The 17,810-nt window shown below is 59.6% G+C and carries 12 protein-coding genes and 1 other RNA gene; 10 read left to right on the plus strand and 3 right to left on the minus strand.

Annotated features, from left to right (window positions below; genetic code table 11):
* Nucleotides 1-2: 2 nt before the first annotated feature.
* The 5 genes from smc (at nucleotide 3) to ffs (ending at nucleotide 8,811) form a co-directional block, all read left to right on the plus strand.
* Nucleotides 3-3,491, plus strand: a complete 3,489-nt coding sequence (smc, locus tag F6R97_RS25325; protein WP_315867259.1) for a chromosome segregation protein SMC — start codon at nucleotides 3-5, stop codon at nucleotides 3,489-3,491.
* 258 nt (nucleotides 3,492-3,749) lie between these two features.
* Nucleotides 3,750-4,601, plus strand: coding sequence for a cell division protein ZipA (gene zipA / locus F6R97_RS25330; protein ID WP_038979939.1), 852 nt, complete (start codon nucleotides 3,750-3,752; stop codon nucleotides 4,599-4,601).
* Nucleotides 4,602-4,758: 157 nt separating this feature from the next.
* Entirely contained in the window at nucleotides 4,759-7,116 is a 2,358-nt protein-coding gene (gene ligA, locus F6R97_RS25335) for an NAD-dependent DNA ligase LigA (RefSeq protein WP_315867260.1), read from the plus strand.
* Between the two features lie 231 nt (nucleotides 7,117-7,347).
* Complete coding sequence (locus F6R97_RS25340) at nucleotides 7,348-8,511, plus strand: putative zinc-binding metallopeptidase (protein WP_048394468.1); 1,164 nt, start codon at nucleotides 7,348-7,350, stop codon at nucleotides 8,509-8,511.
* Nucleotides 8,512-8,714: 203 nt separating this feature from the next.
* An RNA gene (gene ffs / locus F6R97_RS25345) (signal recognition particle sRNA small type) lies at nucleotides 8,715-8,811 on the plus strand.
* Between the two features lie 180 nt (nucleotides 8,812-8,991).
* Here ffs and F6R97_RS25350 read toward each other — a convergent pair.
* The gene (locus F6R97_RS25350) at nucleotides 8,992-9,306 is read right to left on the minus strand and encodes a helix-turn-helix domain-containing protein (protein WP_038979942.1); all 315 of its coding nucleotides are present in this window, start codon (nucleotides 9,304-9,306) and stop codon (nucleotides 8,992-8,994) included.
* Between the two features lie 397 nt (nucleotides 9,307-9,703).
* Between F6R97_RS25350 and F6R97_RS25355 the strand changes: the two genes are divergently transcribed.
* Entirely contained in the window at nucleotides 9,704-11,404 is a 1,701-nt protein-coding gene (locus tag F6R97_RS25355; RefSeq protein ID WP_038979943.1) for a putative bifunctional diguanylate cyclase/phosphodiesterase, read from the plus strand.
* Nucleotides 11,405-11,419: 15 nt separating this feature from the next.
* Here F6R97_RS25355 and F6R97_RS25360 read toward each other — a convergent pair whose 3' ends face one another.
* Entirely contained in the window at nucleotides 11,420-12,166 is a 747-nt protein-coding gene (locus F6R97_RS25360) for a transporter substrate-binding domain-containing protein (protein ID WP_315867261.1), read from the minus strand.
* 143 nt (nucleotides 12,167-12,309) lie between these two features.
* Between F6R97_RS25360 and dnaX the strand changes: the two genes are divergently transcribed.
* The 4 genes from dnaX (at nucleotide 12,310) to F6R97_RS25380 (ending at nucleotide 17,091) form a co-directional block, all read left to right on the plus strand.
* Nucleotides 12,310-14,409, plus strand: a complete 2,100-nt coding sequence (dnaX, locus tag F6R97_RS25365) for a DNA polymerase III subunit gamma/tau (protein WP_050682466.1) — start codon at nucleotides 12,310-12,312, stop codon at nucleotides 14,407-14,409.
* 67 nt (nucleotides 14,410-14,476) lie between these two features.
* Nucleotides 14,477-14,815 carry a YbaB/EbfC family nucleoid-associated protein gene (locus tag F6R97_RS25370; RefSeq protein ID WP_007905413.1) on the plus strand — a complete coding sequence of 113 codons (339 nt, stop codon included), beginning with the start codon at nucleotides 14,477-14,479 and terminating at the stop codon, nucleotides 14,813-14,815.
* Between the two features lie 325 nt (nucleotides 14,816-15,140).
* Nucleotides 15,141-15,743, plus strand: coding sequence for a recombination mediator RecR (gene recR / locus F6R97_RS25375; RefSeq protein WP_038979946.1), 603 nt, complete (start codon nucleotides 15,141-15,143; stop codon nucleotides 15,741-15,743).
* 199 nt (nucleotides 15,744-15,942) lie between these two features.
* The gene (locus F6R97_RS25380) at nucleotides 15,943-17,091 is read left to right on the plus strand and encodes an acyl-CoA dehydrogenase family protein (RefSeq protein WP_315867262.1); all 1,149 of its coding nucleotides are present in this window, start codon (nucleotides 15,943-15,945) and stop codon (nucleotides 17,089-17,091) included.
* 139 nt (nucleotides 17,092-17,230) lie between these two features.
* Here F6R97_RS25380 and F6R97_RS25385 read toward each other — a convergent pair whose 3' ends face one another.
* Nucleotides 17,231-17,779, minus strand: coding sequence for an adenine phosphoribosyltransferase (locus tag F6R97_RS25385; protein ID WP_007905416.1), 549 nt, complete (start codon nucleotides 17,777-17,779; stop codon nucleotides 17,231-17,233).
* Nucleotides 17,780-17,810 lie beyond the last annotated feature (31 nt).

Here is a 17,810-nt window from a genome sequence, read left to right on the forward strand (position 1 = left end):
GCGTGCGGCTCAAGTGCATCAAACTGGCGGGGTTCAAATCCTTCGTCGACCCGACCACGGTGAACTTCCCCAGTAACATGGCGGCCGTGGTCGGCCCCAATGGCTGCGGCAAGTCGAACATCATCGACGCCGTGCGTTGGGTGATGGGCGAGAGCTCGGCCAAGAACTTGCGCGGCGAGTCGATGACCGACGTCATCTTCAACGGCTCGACCAGCCGTAAACCGGTGAGCCAGGCCAGCATTGAGCTGGTGTTCGATAACTCCGACGGCACCCTGCTCGGCGAATGGGCCGCCTATGCGGAAATTTCCATTCGCCGCAAAGTAACCCGCGACAGCCAGACCACCTACTACCTCAACGGCACCAAATGCCGTCGCCGCGATATCACCGACATCTTTCTGGGGACCGGCCTCGGCCCGCGCAGCTATTCGATTATCGAGCAGGGGATGATCTCCAAGCTGATCGAGTCCAAGCCCGAAGACCTGCGCAATTTCATCGAAGAAGCCGCCGGTATTTCCAAGTACAAGGAACGTCGGCGCGAGACTGAAAACCGTATTCGTCGCACCCATGAAAACCTTGCCCGCCTGACCGACCTGCGCGAAGAGCTCGAGCGTCAGCTTGAACGCTTGCACCGCCAGGCCGAGGCCGCCAAGAAGTATCAGGAATACAAAGGCGAAGAGCGCCAGCTCAAGGCCCAGCTGTCGGCCCTGCGCTGGCAGGCGTTGAACGAACAGGTCGGCCAGCGCGAGTCGATCATCGGCACTCAGGAAGTCACCTTCGAAGCGCTGGTGGCCGAGCAACGCAATGCCGACGCGGCCATCGAACGCCTGCGTGACGGTCATCACGATCTGTCCGAGCGCTTCAATCTGGTGCAGGGGCGTTTTTATTCGGTCGGTGGTGACATCGCCCGGGTCGAGCAGAGCATTCAACACGGTCAGCAGCGCTTGCGTCAGTTGCAGGACGACTTGAAGGAAGCCGAGCGCGCGCGGCTGGAAACCGAGTCTCACTTGGGCCACGACCGCACCTTGCTGCTGACCTTGGGCGAAGAGCTGGACATGCTCACGCCGGAACAGGAAGTCACCAGCGCCGCCGCCGAAGAAGCTGCTGCGGCGCTCGAAGAATCCGAAACCACCATGCACGGTTGGCAGGAGCAGTGGGACACGTTCAACCTCACTGCCGCCGAGCCACGCCGTCAGTCTGAAGTTCAGCAGTCGCGAATCCAGCAGCTGGAAACCAGCATGGAACGTTTGGCCGATCGTCAGAAACGTCTTGGCGAAGAGCGTGCGTTGCTGTCGGCGGACCCGGAAGACGCGGCGATCATGGAACTCAGCGAGCAATTGGCTGCGTCCGAGGCCACGCTCGAAGACTTGCAGGCCAGCGAAGAGGCTCAGGTCGAGCGCCTCGAGCAACTGCGTCAGGAACTGCAGCAAGCGCTCTCGGCGCAGCAGCAAGCCCAAGGTGATTTGCAGCGGCTCAACGGTCGACTGGCGTCGTTGGAAGCCTTGCAGCAAGCCGCGCTCGATCCGGGTACCGGCACCGCCGAATGGCTGCGCGAACAGCACCTGGCGGATCGTCCGCGTCTGGCCGAAGGCCTGAAGGTCGAGGCCGGTTGGGAGCTGGCGGTGGAAACCGTGCTCGGCGCCGACCTGCAAGCGGTGCTGGTGGATGACTTCGGTGACTTCGATCTGGCCGGGTTTGCCCAAGGCGATTTGCGCCTGCTCAGCCCGGCTACCGATGGCGTGCGCATGCCCGGCAGTTTGCTCGACAAGGTCGAGGCGCAGATTGATTTGTCGCCATGGCTGGGGCAGGTCAAACCGGTCGACAGCCTTGAGCAAGCCTTGGCGTTGCGCGGGCAATTGGCCGCCGGGCTAAGCCTGATCAGCCGCGACGGTTACTGGGTCGGCCGACACTTTTTGCGTGTGCGCCGGGCTAGCGAAGCGGAAAGCGGCGTGCTCGCCCGTGGCCAGGAAATCCAGCGCTTGGGCCTTGAACGCGAAGAGCGCGAAGCCACGGTCGAAACCCTCGAAACTCAATTGCAAAACCTGCGGGCGCAACAGCGTCAGCAGGAAAACGGTCGCGAACATTTGCGTCGTTTGCTGCAAGACGAAGCCCGTCAGCAAGGCGAATTGAAAGCCCAGTTGTCCGCCGGCAAAGCCAAGGTCGAGCAGTTGACCTTGCGCCGCACCCGTCTCGATGAAGAACTTACCGAGTTGAGCGAACAGCGCGCCCTGGAACACGAAAACATCGGCGAAGCGCGCCTGCAGTTGCAGGAAGCCCTCGACAGCATGGCGCTGGACACCGAGCAGCGCGAGTTGCTGCTGGCTCAGCGGGACAGCTTGCGCGAGCGACTTGATCGGGTGCGTCAGGAGGCTCGGCAGCACAAGGATCATGCGCATCAATTGGCGGTGCGCCTCGGTTCGCTGAAGGCGCAACACGACTCCACTCGTCAGGCCCTCGAACGGCTGGAAATGCAGTCCGAGCGCCTGACCGAGAAGCGCGAACAGCTCAGTCTCAATTTGGAAGAGGGCGAGGCGCCACTGGAAGAACTGCGTCTGAAGCTCGAAGAGTTACTCGACAAGCGCATGACGGTTGACGAAGAACTCAAGACCGCGCAAATGGCCTTGGAAGATGCCGATCGCGAACTGCGTGACGCCGAAAAACGCCGCAATCAGGCTGAACAACAATCGCAATTGATACGCGGCCAGATGGAAACGCAGCGCATGGAATGGCAAGCCCTGACCGTGCGTCGCAAGGCTCTTGAAGATCAACTGCTGGAAGACGGTTACGACCTTCATGGCGTGCTCGCCACGCTGGTGGCTGAAGCCAACGAGAAAGACGCCGAAGAAGAACTCGAGCGCATTGCCGCGCGAATTCAGCGCCTCGGCGCGATCAACCTCGCGGCTATCGATGAATACCAGCAACAATCCGAGCGTAAACGTTATCTGGATGCTCAGAACGACGATTTGGTGGAAGCGCTGGACACGCTCGAGAACGTGATTCGCAAGATCGACAAGGAAACCCGAAACCGCTTCAAAGATACCTTTGATCAGATCAATGGCGGTTTACAGGCCCTTTTCCCAAAAGTTTTCGGTGGAGGACGCGCGTATTTGGAACTGACGGGCGAAGATCTACTCGATACAGGGGTGACGATCATGGCGCAGCCGCCAGGAAAGAAGAACAGCACCATCCATTTGCTCTCCGGTGGTGAAAAAGCCCTGACTGCATTGGCCCTGGTTTTTGCCATCTTCAAGTTGAATCCGGCGCCGTTCTGCATGCTCGATGAGGTTGACGCGCCATTGGATGACGCTAACGTTGGACGCTACGCACGGCTGGTCAAAGAGATGTCGCAGACGGTGCAGTTCATCTATATCACCCACAACAAGATCGCCATGGAAATGGCCGATCAATTGATGGGGGTAACGATGCACGAACCCGGTTGCTCGCGTCTGGTGGCAGTGGATGTGGAGGAGGCGATGGCCATGGTGGACGCCTGAGTCGTTGCTTGTAGGGCAGGTATTTTTGAGCTGTAGGGCTTTTTACCTGCCTTGACTTGCTGGCCAATCGACATAATTCGCGCAAGCCACTGTGACAGACGGTGTAAAGTTGCCTTTGGTCGTGCTAGTTTAATGTCAATTTTTCGTATACGTGGGCAAAACGCCTGTCAGAACATAGAGTTGGCGCCACGTTTTAAAGCGGTTTACACAATGTAAACCCCTTATTTTTCAGCATTTTTTATAGAGGCACGGGATTACATGGAAATCGGTCTGCGCGAGTGGCTGATCGTCATCGGCATTATTGTCATTGCCGGTATTCTTTTCGATGGCTGGCGTCGCATGCGCGGCGGCAAGGGAAAACTGAAATTCCGTCTTGACCGAAGTTTGTCCAATCTGCCGGACGAGGACACCAGCGCCGAGCTGTTGGGCCCGCCTCGTGTGCTGGATAACCATAAAGAACCGCAACTGGACGAGCATGATCTGCCGTCGGTGAGCATGCCTGCCCGTGAACCTCGCGAGTCGGGTTCCAAGCGCGGCAAACGTGGTCATGGCGAGCCTTCTCAGGGCGACATGAATCTCAGCCTGGATCTGGACGGCGGCCCTAGCTTCAACAGCCGTGACGACGATTTCCCGGATGACACCAAGCCCGCCAGCTCGGCCGAGAAAGAACAGCCGCAAGCCGAAGAAGTGCTGGTGATCAGCGTGATCTGCCGTGACCCGGCCGGTTTCAAGGGCCCGGCACTGTTGCAGAACATTCTGGAAAGCGGTCTGCGTTTCGGCGAGATGGACATTTTCCACCGTCACGAAAGCATGGCCGGTAACGGCGAAGTCCTGTTCTCCATGGCCAATGCGGTCAAACCGGGCGTCTTCGATCTGGATGACATCGATCATTTCAGCACCCCGGCAGTGAGCTTCTTCCTCGGCCTGCCAGGCCCGCGTCATCCGAAGCAAGCCTTCGACGTGATGGTGGCTGCGGCACGCAAACTGTCCCAGGAGCTGAACGGCGAACTGAAAGACGACCAGCGCAGCGTGTTGACCGCCCAAACGATTGAGCACTACCGTCAGCGCATCGTTGAATTCGAGCGTCGCGCATTGACCCAGAAGCGTTAAAGTCAAAAGATCGCAGCCTCGTTTCACTCGACAGCTCCTACAGGGTTCGCGATTTACTGTAGGAGCTGTCGAGTGAAACGAGGCTGCGATCTCTTGAGCTTGATGAGATGAGATAGGAGCAGCCTCGGCTGCTCTTTTGCTTTATGAGAGAACACCCATGACCGCCGCCAAAAACCGCATTCTAGAGCTGCGCGCCGAGCTCGATCAGCACAACTATCGCTACCACGTGCTGGACGAACCCAGCATTCCGGACGCCGAATACGATCGCTTGTTCCATGAGCTCAAGGCCCTCGAAGCGGCCCATCCCGAATTGATCACCAGCGACTCGCCGACCCAGCGTGTCGGCAGCGCGGCGTTGTCGGCGTTCACTCAGGTGCGTCATGAAGTGCCGATGCTCAGCCTGGGCAACGCCTTCGAAGAAACCGACATGCGCGAATTCGATCGCCGGGTGACGGAAGGGCTGGACCTGCCGGTCGGCGACTTGTTCGGCGGTGGCGCGGCGGTGGAGTACAGCTGCGAACCCAAGCTCGATGGCCTGGCGGTCAGTCTGCTGTATCAGGACGGTGTGCTGGTGCGCGGCGCCACCCGCGGCGACGGCACCACCGGTGAAGACATCAGCGTCAACGTGCGCACCGTGCGCAATATCCCGCTCAAGCTGCATGGCGCCGGCTGGCCGGCGACCCTGGAAGTGCGCGGCGAAGTCTTCATGTCCAAGGCCGGTTTCGAGCGACTCAACGCCACGCAACTGGAAGTCGGCGGCAAGACCTTCGCCAACCCGCGTAACGCGGCGGCGGGCAGTTTGCGCCAGCTGGATTCGAAGATCACCGCCAACCGTCCGCTGGAATTCTGCTGCTACGGCATCGGCCAGATTTCGGCCGATATTGCCGACACGCACATTGGCAATCTGCAGCAACTCAAAGCCTGGGGGATGCCGATCAGTCATGAGCTGAAATTGGCGCATGGCATTGAAGAATGCCTGGATTACTACCGCGACATCGGTGAGCGCCGCAATGCGCTCCAGTATGAAATCGACGGCGTGGTGTTCAAGGTCAACAGCATTGCTTCCCAGCGTGAACTGGGTTTCCGCGCTCGCGAACCGCGCTGGGCGATTGCCCACAAATTCCCGGCCATGGAAGAGCTCACCGAACTGCTTGATGTGGAATTCCAGGTGGGTCGCACCGGTGCCGTGACGCCGGTGGCGCGCTTGAAACCGGTCAGGGTCGCGGGCGTCACCGTGGCCAATGCGACTTTGCATAACATGGATGAAGTTGCGCGGTTGGGCCTGATGATCGGCGATACGGTGATCATCCGTCGCGCCGGTGATGTGATTCCGCAAGTGGTGCAAGTGGTCACCGAACGCCGCCCAGAGAATGCCCGGCCGGTGCAGATTCCCGAGCAGTGCCCGGTCTGCGGTTCCCATGTCGAGCGCACGCAACTGGTCAAGCGCAGCAAGGGTCGCGAAACCATCAGCGAAGGTGCGGTGTATCGCTGCGTCGGGCGTCTGGCCTGCGGTGCGCAACTCAAGCAAGCGATCATTCACTTTGTCTCGCGCCGCGCCATGGACATTGAAGGGCTGGGCGAGAAGAGCGTCGAGCAACTGGTGGACGAAGGCTTGGTGAGTTCGCCGGCTGACCTCTATGCCCTGACGTTCGAGCAGATCGTCGACCTGGAAGGCTTTGCCGAGCTGTCGAGCAAGAACCTGCTCGGTGCTATCGAAGACAGCAAGCAGCCGAGTCTGGCGCGATTTATCTACGCCTTGGGCATTCCCGATGTCGGCGAAGAGACGGCCAAGGTCCTCGCGCGCTCTCTCGGCTCGCTGGAGCGGGTTCAGCAGGCGTTGCCGCAAGTACTCACGTACTTGCCGGATGTCGGGCTGGAAGTGGCTCACGAGATTCACAGCTTCTTTGAAGACGCGCATAACCGGCAGGTGATCAAGGATCTGCTCAAGCACGGCCTGCAGATTCAGGATCAGGGCGAGCTGGGTGCCGAATTTGCCGCCAGTACCACGTTGGGCGGTTTCCTCGACAAATTGCACATTCCTTCGGTCGGGCCGGGCGGGGCGCAGAAGCTTGCCGACAAGTTCGGCTCGCTCGAAGCGGTTATGAGTGCTGATTGGCTGGGCATGCGTCAGGCGCTGCCGGAGAAACAGGCGACTTCGGTTCGCGAGTTCTTTGCGGGCACGGAAAATCGTCAGGTCGCCGAGGCGGCTGAAAAGCAGCTGCGTGATTTCGGCATGCATTGGCAGAGCGAGAAAAAGGTTGTCGAAGGGTTGCCGCTGGCCGGGCAGACCTGGGTGCTGACCGGTTCGCTGGAGCTGATGAGTCGCGATGTGGCCAAGGACAAGCTTGAAAGCCTCGGCGCCAAGGTGGCCGGTTCCGTGTCGGCCAAGACCCATTGCGTGGTCGCCGGCCCGGGTGCGGGATCGAAGCTGGCCAAGGCCAATGAGCTGGGGTTGAAGGTGCTGGATGAAGAGGCGTTTGTGGCGCGTCTGAAGGAATACAACATCTCGATCTAACAGAGACCTGTGGCGAGGGGGCTTGCCCCCGTTCGGCGGCGAAGCCGTCGCAAGACCTGCTTGCACGGTATGCCTGAAAAATGCGGTTGGCGGTTTTGGGGCCGCTGCGCAGCTCAACGGGGGCAAGCCCTCTCGCCACAAAAGCTCGGCCCCACACAGGTGTGTTCATTTGTGGGAACGATCACGGTACAAGAATGATCTAGTCTTCGCAGGCCCCAGGGAGAGATCGCCATGTACCGCTTCTTCGAACAGCTCAGTTCACGCATCGCCGCGCCCTTCATGGGTGAGCGTTCGCGCAACAGCAAGGTCTGGCATTGCCGCTGCGGGCAGTCGCTGTTCTTTCGCAACAGTCAGTGCCTGGCCTGTTCGGCAGCGCTGGGCTATCAGTCCCAGCAGAGTCGCTTGTCTTCGCTGCAAGCCGGCCCGCAAGTGGATACCTGGTTGCTCGACGCCGATCCTGACGCAGGGGTGTTCCGCCGCTGCGCCAATCTCGACTCTCCGGCCGCATGCAACTGGCTGCTGGCGGCCAATGATCACGATGCGTTATGCATTGCCTGTAGCCTGAATCGCACCATCCCCGACCTGTCGATCCCCGAGAACCACGAGCGCTGGCGCAAAGTGGAAATCGCCAAGCGTCGTCTGGTAGCGCAGTTGATCAGCCTGGGCTTGTCAGTCATTCCGAAATCCATGGACGAAGACATTGGTCTGGCCTTCGACTTCATCGGTATCGACCTCGAAGGCAAACCGCCGACCACCGGGCATGCCAACGGTCTGATCACCCTCGATATAAAGGAAGCCGACGACGCCCATCGCGAGCAGGTGCGCGTGCAGATGCACGAACCTTATCGCACGCTGCTCGGGCACTTTCGTCACGAGGTAGGGCATTACTACTGGGACCGCTTGGTCGCCAACAGTCATTGGCTGGAACCGTTTCGCGATCTGTTCGGTGACGAGCAAGCAAGCTACGCCGAGGCCCTTGAACGGCATTATCAGCAAGGCGCGCCGCTGGACTGGCAGCAACATTACGTCAGCGCCTACGCGACCATGCACCCTTGGGAAGACTGGGCCGAAACCTGGGCTCACTACCTGCACATGATGGATGCAGTGGACACCGCCCTGGGGTTTGGCATGAGTGCCCGGGAAATGGATTTCGATTACCAGCCGTTTCCGCCGAGCACACTATTCGACCCGCAGCACCCCGGCGGCCCGGCGTTCCTGTCGTTCGTCAATGCGTGGATCGAACTGGCCGGCATGCTCAACGAGTTGTCACGCAGCATGGGCCAGCCGGATTTCTATCCGTTCGTCCTGCCGCCGACGGTGATTACCAAGCTGCACTTCATTCACCTGGTGATCCAGCAAGAGGGTGGCAGGGCGGATGAGGTGTTGGCGCAATAGGATCAAAAGATCACAGCCTGCGGCAGCTCCTACAGGTGTACGCCGACCCAATGTAGGAGCTGCCGCAGGCTGCGATCTTTTCAGGATCACCGCAGGTCCTTGAAGCGGCTCATATTTTTTAATCCGCACGAACGGTTGTAACTTCGTCTCAGATAGGTACAATGGCGCGGCTCGCCGTCAGGTGAGCGTCGTTATGGTGACCCCATCGGTCCCCCCGCAACGATTACCCGTGAACCTGGTCAGACCCGGAAGGGAGCAGCCACAGCGGGAACATTGTGTGCCGGGGTGTGGCTGGTGGGGTTGCCTCCATAACGCAACACGAACCCTCTTTCGTGTTTTCTATTTAAAAATACTGTTTTGTTCTGCCATGGAGCTCATCCAGGGCGGTGTTTCGTCGTTTCCGAATTAAAGAACGGGATATAAAAAGGAGGCTGATCTGTCGCATTCGACAGGTCGGCCTCCTTTTTTCATTTACTGGCACTAAGGCTTGGACAAGGCCTGGTCAACCGCTGCGATCAGCTTTCCCAGATCCTTCGGGGTGGCTTTGTGTATGACGCTGAACAGGTATGCCCGCTGTTCATCTTCGTCTTCCAGATCTGCGAAAAAGGCTTTCAGCTTCACGCCCAGCACGTCGGCAAGCAAGAACAATGCTTCCACGCTGGGGGTATAGGTGCCGGTTTCGAAGCGACTGATGGTTTTGGGGTCAAAACCGGTTTTTTCGCCGAGTTCAGCCTGAGTAAGCCCTGCGACCTTACGGTAGCGTCGGATGGCCGGACCCAAACTTGAAATTTGCATCGCTCAATTCCCATTTAGAATCAAGAACTTAACGATAGATTTTTGCATTAGGCAACTGCATGATCCATCACCTTGCTTTGCAAAATGTGATGCATTTCGTAGAATCGCCGCTTCGAAGGGTTTTGGGTGATCTGCTTTCTGAAGTTTAGGCGATATGAAACAGCCAGCATTGCGTTCCCTGTCGGGTATGCGCAGAGGCCGCTGGCGGTCTGAAGCCTGGCGAAATATTACCAGAGTCGGAGTCGTTACTTTGCCCTGGATCTTCGGCGGTCCGGGGGCCATCAAATGCTGTTCATGGAGTGATAACGTGTCTCTGCGCAGTACGTCTCAAAACATCTCTTCCGGGCATCCTGCGCTGGTCGAGCGGTACCACCGCTAGCGACAGTGAGCCTGACTCATGGATGAGAAATACCGCAGGGCCGTGGATGCCGCCGCGATTTTTTCCGAGACCGATCTGAACGGCCGGATTACCTATGTCAACGATCAATTCTGCGCCGTGTCCGGCTACAGTCGTGAGGAACTGCTGGGGCAGAACCATCGCCTGCTGAATTCCGGCCTGCATTGCGCCGATTTCTTCGCCGCCATGTGGCGCACCATCGCCTTGGGCAATATCTGGAAGGGCGAGATCTGTAATCGCGCCAAGGATGGCAGCCTGTATTGGGTCGACAGCACCATGGTGCCGGTGCTTGACGACGCCACGGGGCGCATTGATCGATACCTGTCGATTCGTTTCGATATCAGCGAAAAACGCCAACTCCTGCAATCCTTGCAATGGCGGGTCGGGCATGACGTGCTGACCGGACTGCCCAATCGCGCGTTCCTGTCGGATTTGCTGGATCAGGCGCTGGAATTCTCCCGGCATGAAAATATTCCGTTGGCGGTATGCATGCTTGACCTCGACGGGTTCAAGGCGGTCAACGACGGTTATGGTCACGCCAGTGGCGATATGTTGCTGGTGGAGGTGGCCAAGCGTTTGCGCGACATTGTGCGCGGCGAAGACGTGGTGGCGAGACTGGCCGGTGACGAGTTCGTGCTGGTGTTGCGTTATGTGCGTGATCTGCCGGAATTGCGCGCGGCGCTGAATCGTGTGTTGGGGGCGATATCGGCGCCTTACACACTGCACGGCAAAGATATCAATGTGTTTGCCAGTATCGGCGTCACCCTGTTTCCCCACGACAACGAAGATGCCGAAACCCTGCTGCGTCATGCCGATCAGGCGATGTACGTGGCCAAGCAGAGCGGGCGAAACCGCTTTCATCTATTCGATGTCTCTCGGGATCAGGAGGTCAAGGCCACTCACCAGACCGTCGAGCGGGTGCGTCAGGCGCTGCTCGCCGGTGAGTTACGTTTGCATTTTCAGCCCAAAGTGAACATGCGCCGTGGCGTGGTCGTTGGTTTCGAGGCGTTGTTGCGTTGGGAGCACCCGCAAAACGGCATGGTGCCACCCCGGGAGTTTTTGCCACTGGTAGAGGACACCGACCTGATCATCGATATCGGTGAATGGGTAATGGACCAGGTTCTTTCGCAGTTGCACCGTTGGCAGCAAGCGGGGCAGGGCTGGCCGGTCAGTATCAATATCGCGGCGCGACATTTTCAGCGCGCCGATTTCGTCGACCGGCTCAGGCAGGTACTCGCTCGGCATGCCCAGGTCGCCCCGCAAATGCTCGATCTGGAAATCGTCGAGTCGGTGGCGATCGAGAATATCCAGCATGTCAGTGCCTGTTTGCAGGCCTGTCAGGCGTTGGGGGTGCAGTTTTCGCTGGGTGACTTCGGCACGGGTTACTCGTCCCTGAGTTACCTCAAGCGTTTACGCACCCAAACCATCAAGATCGATAAGTCGTTCGTGCGCGACATTCTGAATGATCGTGATGACCTGGCCCTGACCACGGCGGTGATTGGCCTGGCCCGTGCGTTCGGCCGGCAGGTGATTGCCGAGGGGCTGGAAAGCGTTGAGCATGGTGAATTGCTGTTGCGGCTGGGATGCGAAGTCGCTCAAGGCTATTTCATCGCTCGCCCGATGCCGCCCGGTGAGGTGCCGGGCTGGGTGGCGGGGTTTGTCGCCCCATCGCAATGGCAGACGCTCGGCCAGATTGCCTGAGCCATCATGCAGTTGCTACTGGTTGGCAGCAGGGTTACCGGTATAGAGCCGGATGATGTCATCGATCTCCCCGGACATTTTCATTTGCAACAACGTGTCCAGAATGCGTTGCACAGGCACCTTGGGGTCGTTGCGCACGTAGCAACTGACGGCTTGTTCATGCACCAGCGCTACGCTTTTCAGCTGCTGATCGGGCAGCAGGCGCTGATTGAACCAGTCCAGGGTCCATTGGTTGCTCACCGCGTAGCGGTAGCGTCCGGCCAGCAGTTTTTCCAGCACTTGTTCCTGATTGCGCGCGTCATCGCGGTGCAGCCGGTCGGCGTCGAACAGCGGTTGCAAGGTCGGGTAGTTATAGCCACGCACGGTGCCGATTGACTGTTGCAGCAGGTCTGCCGGATTGATCGAAGGTGAGCCTCGCCGACCAATCAGCAAGTCGCGCTGAACCAGCAGCGGAACGCTCCAGATATAGTCGCCAGACTGATTCGGCAGCCAGGATTTTGAGATATAACAACGCACATCGACTTCGCCGTGCTCCATGGCGTTCTGCACCCGTGCCCGAGGCAAAATGTGAAACTCAGCCGGCACGCCGACCTGAGTCGCCAGGCTGATCATCATGTCGTGCAAGATGCCCTGGGTCGGCCGGCCGCGCTCCATCTGCACCATGGGCATGGCCCAGCTGTCGGACACGACAAAGCGCAACGGCACCTCGGCGGCCGCGACGCTCACGCTGACCAACAGCAGTGCCCCCAAGGCAAAACGCATAAACGCTCCGGTACGGCTCAAACCTGAGCCAATAAAAGCCCTTAAAGTGCAGCTTAGCCAGAATAGACGAGCGCGCCGGATGCAATTTTGGCCTTGCTCCGCTAGCATTAGCCGCTTCTGTTCCTTCGTTGCGACGGTTTTCGATGAGTTATCAGGTTCTTGCACGTAAATGGCGTCCGCGCTCGTTCGGCGAAATGGTCGGCCAGACCCATGTGCTCAAGGCTCTGATCAATGCCTTGGACAGCCAGCGGCTGCACCACGCGTACCTTTTTACCGGCACCCGCGGGGTCGGCAAGACCACCATCGCGCGGATCATCGCCAAATGCCTGAACTGTGAAACAGGTATCACTTCGACCCCCTGTGGCGAGTGCTCGGTGTGCCGCGAAATCGATGAAGGCCGCTTCGTCGACCTGATCGAGATCGACGCCGCCAGCCGGACCAAGGTCGAAGACACCCGCGAACTGCTCGACAACGTGCAGTACGCGCCGAGCCGCGGGCGCTTCAAGGTCTACCTGATCGACGAAGTGCACATGCTCTCCAGCCATTCCTTTAATGCGCTGTTGAAAACCCTCGAAGAGCCGCCGCCCTACGTCAAGTTCATCCTGGCGACCACCGATCCGCAGAAACTTCCTGCAACGATTCTTTCGCGTTGCCTGCAGTTCTCCCTGAAGAACATGACCCCGGAACGGGTGGTCGAGCATTTGACCCACGTGCTGAGCGTCGAGAACGTACCGTTCGAAGACGACGCGCTGTGGCTGCTGGGCCGCGCCGCCGACGGTTCGATGCGCGACGCCATGAGCCTGACCGATCAGGCCATTGCTTTCGGTGAAGGCAAGGTTCTGGCCGCTGATGTGCGGGCCATGCTCGGTACTCTCGATCACGGCCAGGTCTACGACGTTTTGCATTCGCTGATCGAAGGCGATGCCAAGGCGTTGCTCGAAGCGGTGCGCCATCTGGCCGAACAAGGCCCGGACTGGAACGGCGTGCTCTCGGAAATTCTCAATGTGCTGCACCGTGTCGCCATCGCCCAGGCCCTGCCTGAAGGCGTCGACAACGGCCATGGCGACCGTGATCGCGTATTGGCTCTGGCCCAGGCATTGCCGGCCGAAGACGTGCAGTTCTATTACCAGATGGGCCTGATCGGTCGCCGGGACTTGCCGCTGGCGCCGGACCCGCGCGGCGGCTTCGAAATGGTCCTGCTGCGAATGCTCGCATTCCGGCCGGCAGACACTGAGGACGCCCCGAGGCAACCGCTAAAGCCAGTGGGGATCAGCCAGGCCACAGTTGATTCCGCAAATTCAGTGGCTGCCGCGCCGATCGTTGCGCCGGTAGTTGCTACGGCCGTTACACCGGCTCTGATTGCGCCAGTGGTGGCTCCGGCCCCTGTCCCGGTGGCTGCGCCTGAGCCGGTCGCTTCCGTGCCTGTGCCCGTTGTCGCGCCTGAGCCCGAGCCTGTTGTCGAGCCCGTAGCGGTCGAAGAAGTCGTTGATCTGCCGTGGAACGACCCGGTAGAGCCCGAAGTTGTCCAGCAGCCCGCCGTCGAGCCGGTGCTGGAAACGGCTGGCGAACAACCCGAATTGCCACCGATGCCCATGCCGACGCCGGACAGCGTAGTGCCGGACGCGCCGGAATGGGCCGCTGCGCCGATCCCGGAACCGTCCATGGCCGAAGTCGATGCCGCCACGCCAGGCATGGATCAGGACGACGAGCCGCCGCTGGACGAGGACTACATCGAGCCGGACATGGATTCGGCTTATAGCTATCTCGACGAACTGGCCAGTGAGCACACCGCCGAACCTGCGCCGGAACCCGAGCCTGAACCGGCCGCGATGCCGGCCACCGGCCTGGCCCTGCAATGGCTGGAGTTGTTCCCGAAACTGCCGGTGTCCGGCATGACCGCCAGCATCGGCGCCAACTGCACGCTGATCGCCGTCGATGGCGACAATTGGTTGTTGCACCTGGACCCGGCCCACAGCGCCTTGTTCAACGCGACACAACAACGTCGCCTCAACGATGCACTGAACCAGTTCCACGGGCGCACGCTGACCCTGAGCATGGAGCTGATCAAGCCCGAGCAGGAAACCCCGGCTCAGGCCTCATCCCGCCGTCGTGCCAACCGTCAGCGCGAGGCCGAGGAATCGATCCACGGCGATCCGTTCATCCAGCAAATGATGCAGCAGTTCGGGGCGGTGGTCCGTCACGATACTATTGAACCTGTCGAGGCCCTGGTCAGTCAGGACTAATAACTGAAGGCGCTTGGCCGCATTCGCCGGGCGCTGTTTTTATCCAAGTACTTTTGAGGTGATTCCCATGATGAAAGGTGGCATGGCCGGCCTGATGAAGCAGGCGCAGCAGATGCAGGAAAAAATGGCCAAGATGCAGGAAGAACTGGCCAACGCCGAAGTCACCGGTAAAGCCGGCGGCGACATGGTCACCGTGGTGATGACCGGTCGTCACGACGTCAAGCGCGTGACCATCGACCCAAGCCTGGTCGAAGGCCTGAGCGAAGACGACAAGGAAATGCTGGAGGCGGTATTCGCCGCGGCCGTTAACGACGCCGTGCGCAAGATCGAAGCCAACAGCCAGGACAAAATGTCCGGCGTGACCGCTGGCATGCAATTGCCTCCGGGTATGAAACTGCCATTCTGATTCGCCAACGCGCGTCGGATGGGTTACAAAAAAATGCCAGGCATCGCGCCTGGCATTTTTGTTTCTGTCTGTTGGAAGTGTGGTGCCTGTGAGGCAGCCTTCGCGGGCAAGCCCGCTCCCACAGGGATCACCTGAATCCTGTGGGAGCGTGGCTTGCCCGCGATGAAGTCACCTCGGTACAACTGACGAAACTTCGAACCGGACACCACCACAAAGGTCTGCTCCCTATACGGCCGGATTCATCGATTAAGGACACGCTGCTATTTGACGCTAAACAGAGGCGCGGGTATAAACCGCGTCTCGTTGTTATGTCGGACTTTTCCCCATGAGCTTCAGCCCTTTGATTCGCCAACTGATCGATGCCCTGCGAATTTTGCCGGGTGTGGGTCAGAAAACTGCCCAGCGCATGGCGTTGCAACTGCTTGAGCGTGATCGCAGCGGTGGTTCGCGACTGGCCCAGGCGCTGAGCCAGGCCATGGAAGGAGTGGGCCACTGCCGCTTGTGCCGTACGCTGACTGAAGACGATCTGTGCCCGCAATGCGCCGATCCACGCCGCGACGACACCTTGCTGTGTGTGGTGGAAGGTCCGATGGATGTTTACGCGGTGGAGCAGACCGGTTTCCGCGGTCGCTACTTCGTACTCAAAGGCCACCTGTCGCCGCTCGACGGGCTAGGGCCGGACGCCATCGGTATTCCACAACTGCTGGCGCGGATCGAAGAGGCGGGCACGTTTGCCGAAGTCATCCTCGCCACCAACCCGACGGTAGAAGGCGAGGCCACCGCGCATTACATTGCCCAGTTGCTCAGCAACAAAGGCCTGATCGCCTCGCGCATCGCCCATGGCGTGCCGTTGGGTGGCGAGCTGGAACTGGTGGACGGCGGGACGTTGGCGCATTCGTTTGCCGGACGTAAGCCGATTACCTTGTAGTGTCTGAAGGCCTCTTCGCGGGCAAGCCTCGCTCCTACAGGAATTGGTGGTGTGTCCACAATATATGGCACAACACAAAACCTGTAGGAGCGAGGCTTGCCCGCGAAGAAAGCACCTCGGTCCATCTGATTCACACAACTCTATTGAAAACCAAGCAAGCGCTCGGTTAACTTCGCTGAACCTTCAATGGAGTTCGCCGATGCCTGCCTTTCAGGAATACTTCGACCCCAGCCACCAATTGGTCCGTGACAGCGTCAGACGTTTCGTCGAGCGCGAGATTCTTCCGGACATCGACCAGTGGGAAGAAGCCGAAAGCTTCCCCCGTGAGCTCTACCTCAAGGCCGGCGCGGCGGGGATTTTGGGCATTGGTTATCCCGAAGCCTTGGGCGGCAGCCACGAAGGTGATGTGTTCGCCAAGATCGCCGCCAGTGAAGAGCTGATGCGCTGCGGTTCCGGTGGTCTGGTCGCGGGGTTGGGCTCGCTGGACATTGGTCTGCCGCCGATCCTCAAGTGGGCCAGGCCCGAAGTCCGCGATCGCGTTGTGCCTCAGGTGCTGGCGGGCGAGAAGATCAGCGCCCTGGCCGTCACCGAGCCCAGCGGCGGCTCCGATGTGGCCAACCTGCAAACCCGCGCTGTACGTGACGGCGACTTTTACCGGGTCAGCGGCAGCAAAACCTTCATTACCAGCGGCGTTCGCGCGGATTTCTACACCGTCGCGGTGCGCACCGGCGAGCCTGGGTTTGGCGGCATCAGCTTGCTGCTGATCGAGAAGGGCACACCCGGTTTCACCGTCGGTCGCCAGTTGAAGAAAATGGGCTGGTGGGCGTCGGACACCGCCGAATTGTTTTTTGATGATTGCCGGGTGCCGGTGGGCCATCTGATCGGGGCCGAGAACATGGGCTTCGCCTGCATCATGGGCAACTTCCAGAGCGAGCGTCTGGCCCTGGCCCTGATGGCCAACATGACCGCGCAGTTGGCGCTGGAGGAGAGCCTGAAATGGGCTCGTCAGCGTGAAGCCTTCGGCAAACCCATCGGCAAGTTCCAGGTGCTCAAGCACCGACTCGCGGAAATGGCCACGGCGCTGGAGGTGTCACGGGAATTCACCTACCGTCAGGCAGCGAAAATGGCAGCCGGGCAGAGCGTGATCAAGGAGATTTCCATGGCCAAGAATTTTGCCACTGACACGGCTGATCGCATTACGACCGATGCGGTGCAGATTCTGGGCGGTCTGGGTTACATGCGTGACAGTCTGGTGGAGCGGCTGTACCGGGATAACCGGATTCTGTCGATCGGCGGGGGGACGCGGGAAGTGATGAACGAGATCATCAGTAAGCAGATGGGGCTTTGAGTTTTTGCGGTGTTGCGGCTGACGCTTTCGCGAGCAAGCCCGCTCCCACAGGGGATTTTCTGTGTACACAAGTTTTGTGCACGACAGAGAGTAACTGTGGGAGCGGGCTTGCCCGCGATGGCGTCAGTACAGACGCTGCTTATTTATCGGTAAGGGCAAACTGCGTCAGGCAAAACGTAGGAATCCCCATGTCTTCCAGCCGCTGCGAACCACCCAGCTCCGGCAAGTCAATGATCGCCGCCGCTTCATGCACCCGCGCGCCCATGCGCCGAATCAGGTTCGCCGCCGCGATCAGCGTGCCGCCAGTGGCGATCAGGTCATCGAACATCACCACCGCATCACCCTCACACAGGCTGTCGGCATGGACTTCGAGAAAGGCTTCGCCGTACTCGGTCTGATAACCCTCGGCCAGCACGTCGGCCGGCAGTTTGCCCTGTTTGCGGAACAGCACCAGCGGTTTGTTCAGCTGATAGGCCAGGATCGATCCGATCAGAAAGCCACGGGCATCCATGGCACCGATGTGGGTGAAGTCGGCTTCGACGTAACGATGGGCAAAGCTGTCCATCACCAGGCGCAGGGCCGTGGGTGACTGGAACAACGGAGTGATGTCGCGAAAGATCACGCCCGGCTTGGGGAAGTCGATCACGGGGCGGATCAGGGATTTGATGTCGAAGGAGTCGAAGACCATCGTCGAAGTGTCCTGGCGGGCTGCAAACGTC

This window comes from Pseudomonas sp. JV414, from assembly GCF_032424305.1.
Lineage (GTDB): Bacteria > Pseudomonadota > Gammaproteobacteria > Pseudomonadales > Pseudomonadaceae > Aquipseudomonas > Aquipseudomonas lini.

What these genes read in the sequence shown, in the direction of transcription:
- recR (WP_038979946.1), top strand. Translation starts at nt 15,141, where the DNA reads ATGAGCTTCAGCCCTTTGATTCGCCAACTGATCGATGCCCTGCGAATT.
- zipA (WP_038979939.1), top strand. Translation starts at nt 3,750, where the DNA reads ATGGAAATCGGTCTGCGCGAGTGGCTGATCGTCATCGGCATTATTGTC.
- F6R97_RS25350 (WP_038979942.1), bottom strand. Translation starts at nt 9,306, where the DNA reads ATGCAAATTTCAAGTTTGGGTCCGGCCATCCGACGCTACCGTAAGGTC.
- F6R97_RS25340 (WP_048394468.1), top strand. Translation starts at nt 7,348, where the DNA reads ATGTACCGCTTCTTCGAACAGCTCAGTTCACGCATCGCCGCGCCCTTC.
- F6R97_RS25385 (WP_007905416.1), bottom strand. Translation starts at nt 17,779, where the DNA reads ATGGTCTTCGACTCCTTCGACATCAAATCCCTGATCCGCCCCGTGATC.
- F6R97_RS25355 (WP_038979943.1), top strand. Translation starts at nt 9,704, where the DNA reads ATGGATGAGAAATACCGCAGGGCCGTGGATGCCGCCGCGATTTTTTCC.
- F6R97_RS25380 (WP_315867262.1), top strand. Translation starts at nt 15,943, where the DNA reads ATGCCTGCCTTTCAGGAATACTTCGACCCCAGCCACCAATTGGTCCGT.
- dnaX (WP_050682466.1), top strand. Translation starts at nt 12,310, where the DNA reads ATGAGTTATCAGGTTCTTGCACGTAAATGGCGTCCGCGCTCGTTCGGC.
- ligA (WP_315867260.1), top strand. Translation starts at nt 4,759, where the DNA reads ATGACCGCCGCCAAAAACCGCATTCTAGAGCTGCGCGCCGAGCTCGAT.
- F6R97_RS25360 (WP_315867261.1), bottom strand. Translation starts at nt 12,166, where the DNA reads ATGCGTTTTGCCTTGGGGGCACTGCTGTTGGTCAGCGTGAGCGTCGCG.
- F6R97_RS25370 (WP_007905413.1), top strand. Translation starts at nt 14,477, where the DNA reads ATGATGAAAGGTGGCATGGCCGGCCTGATGAAGCAGGCGCAGCAGATG.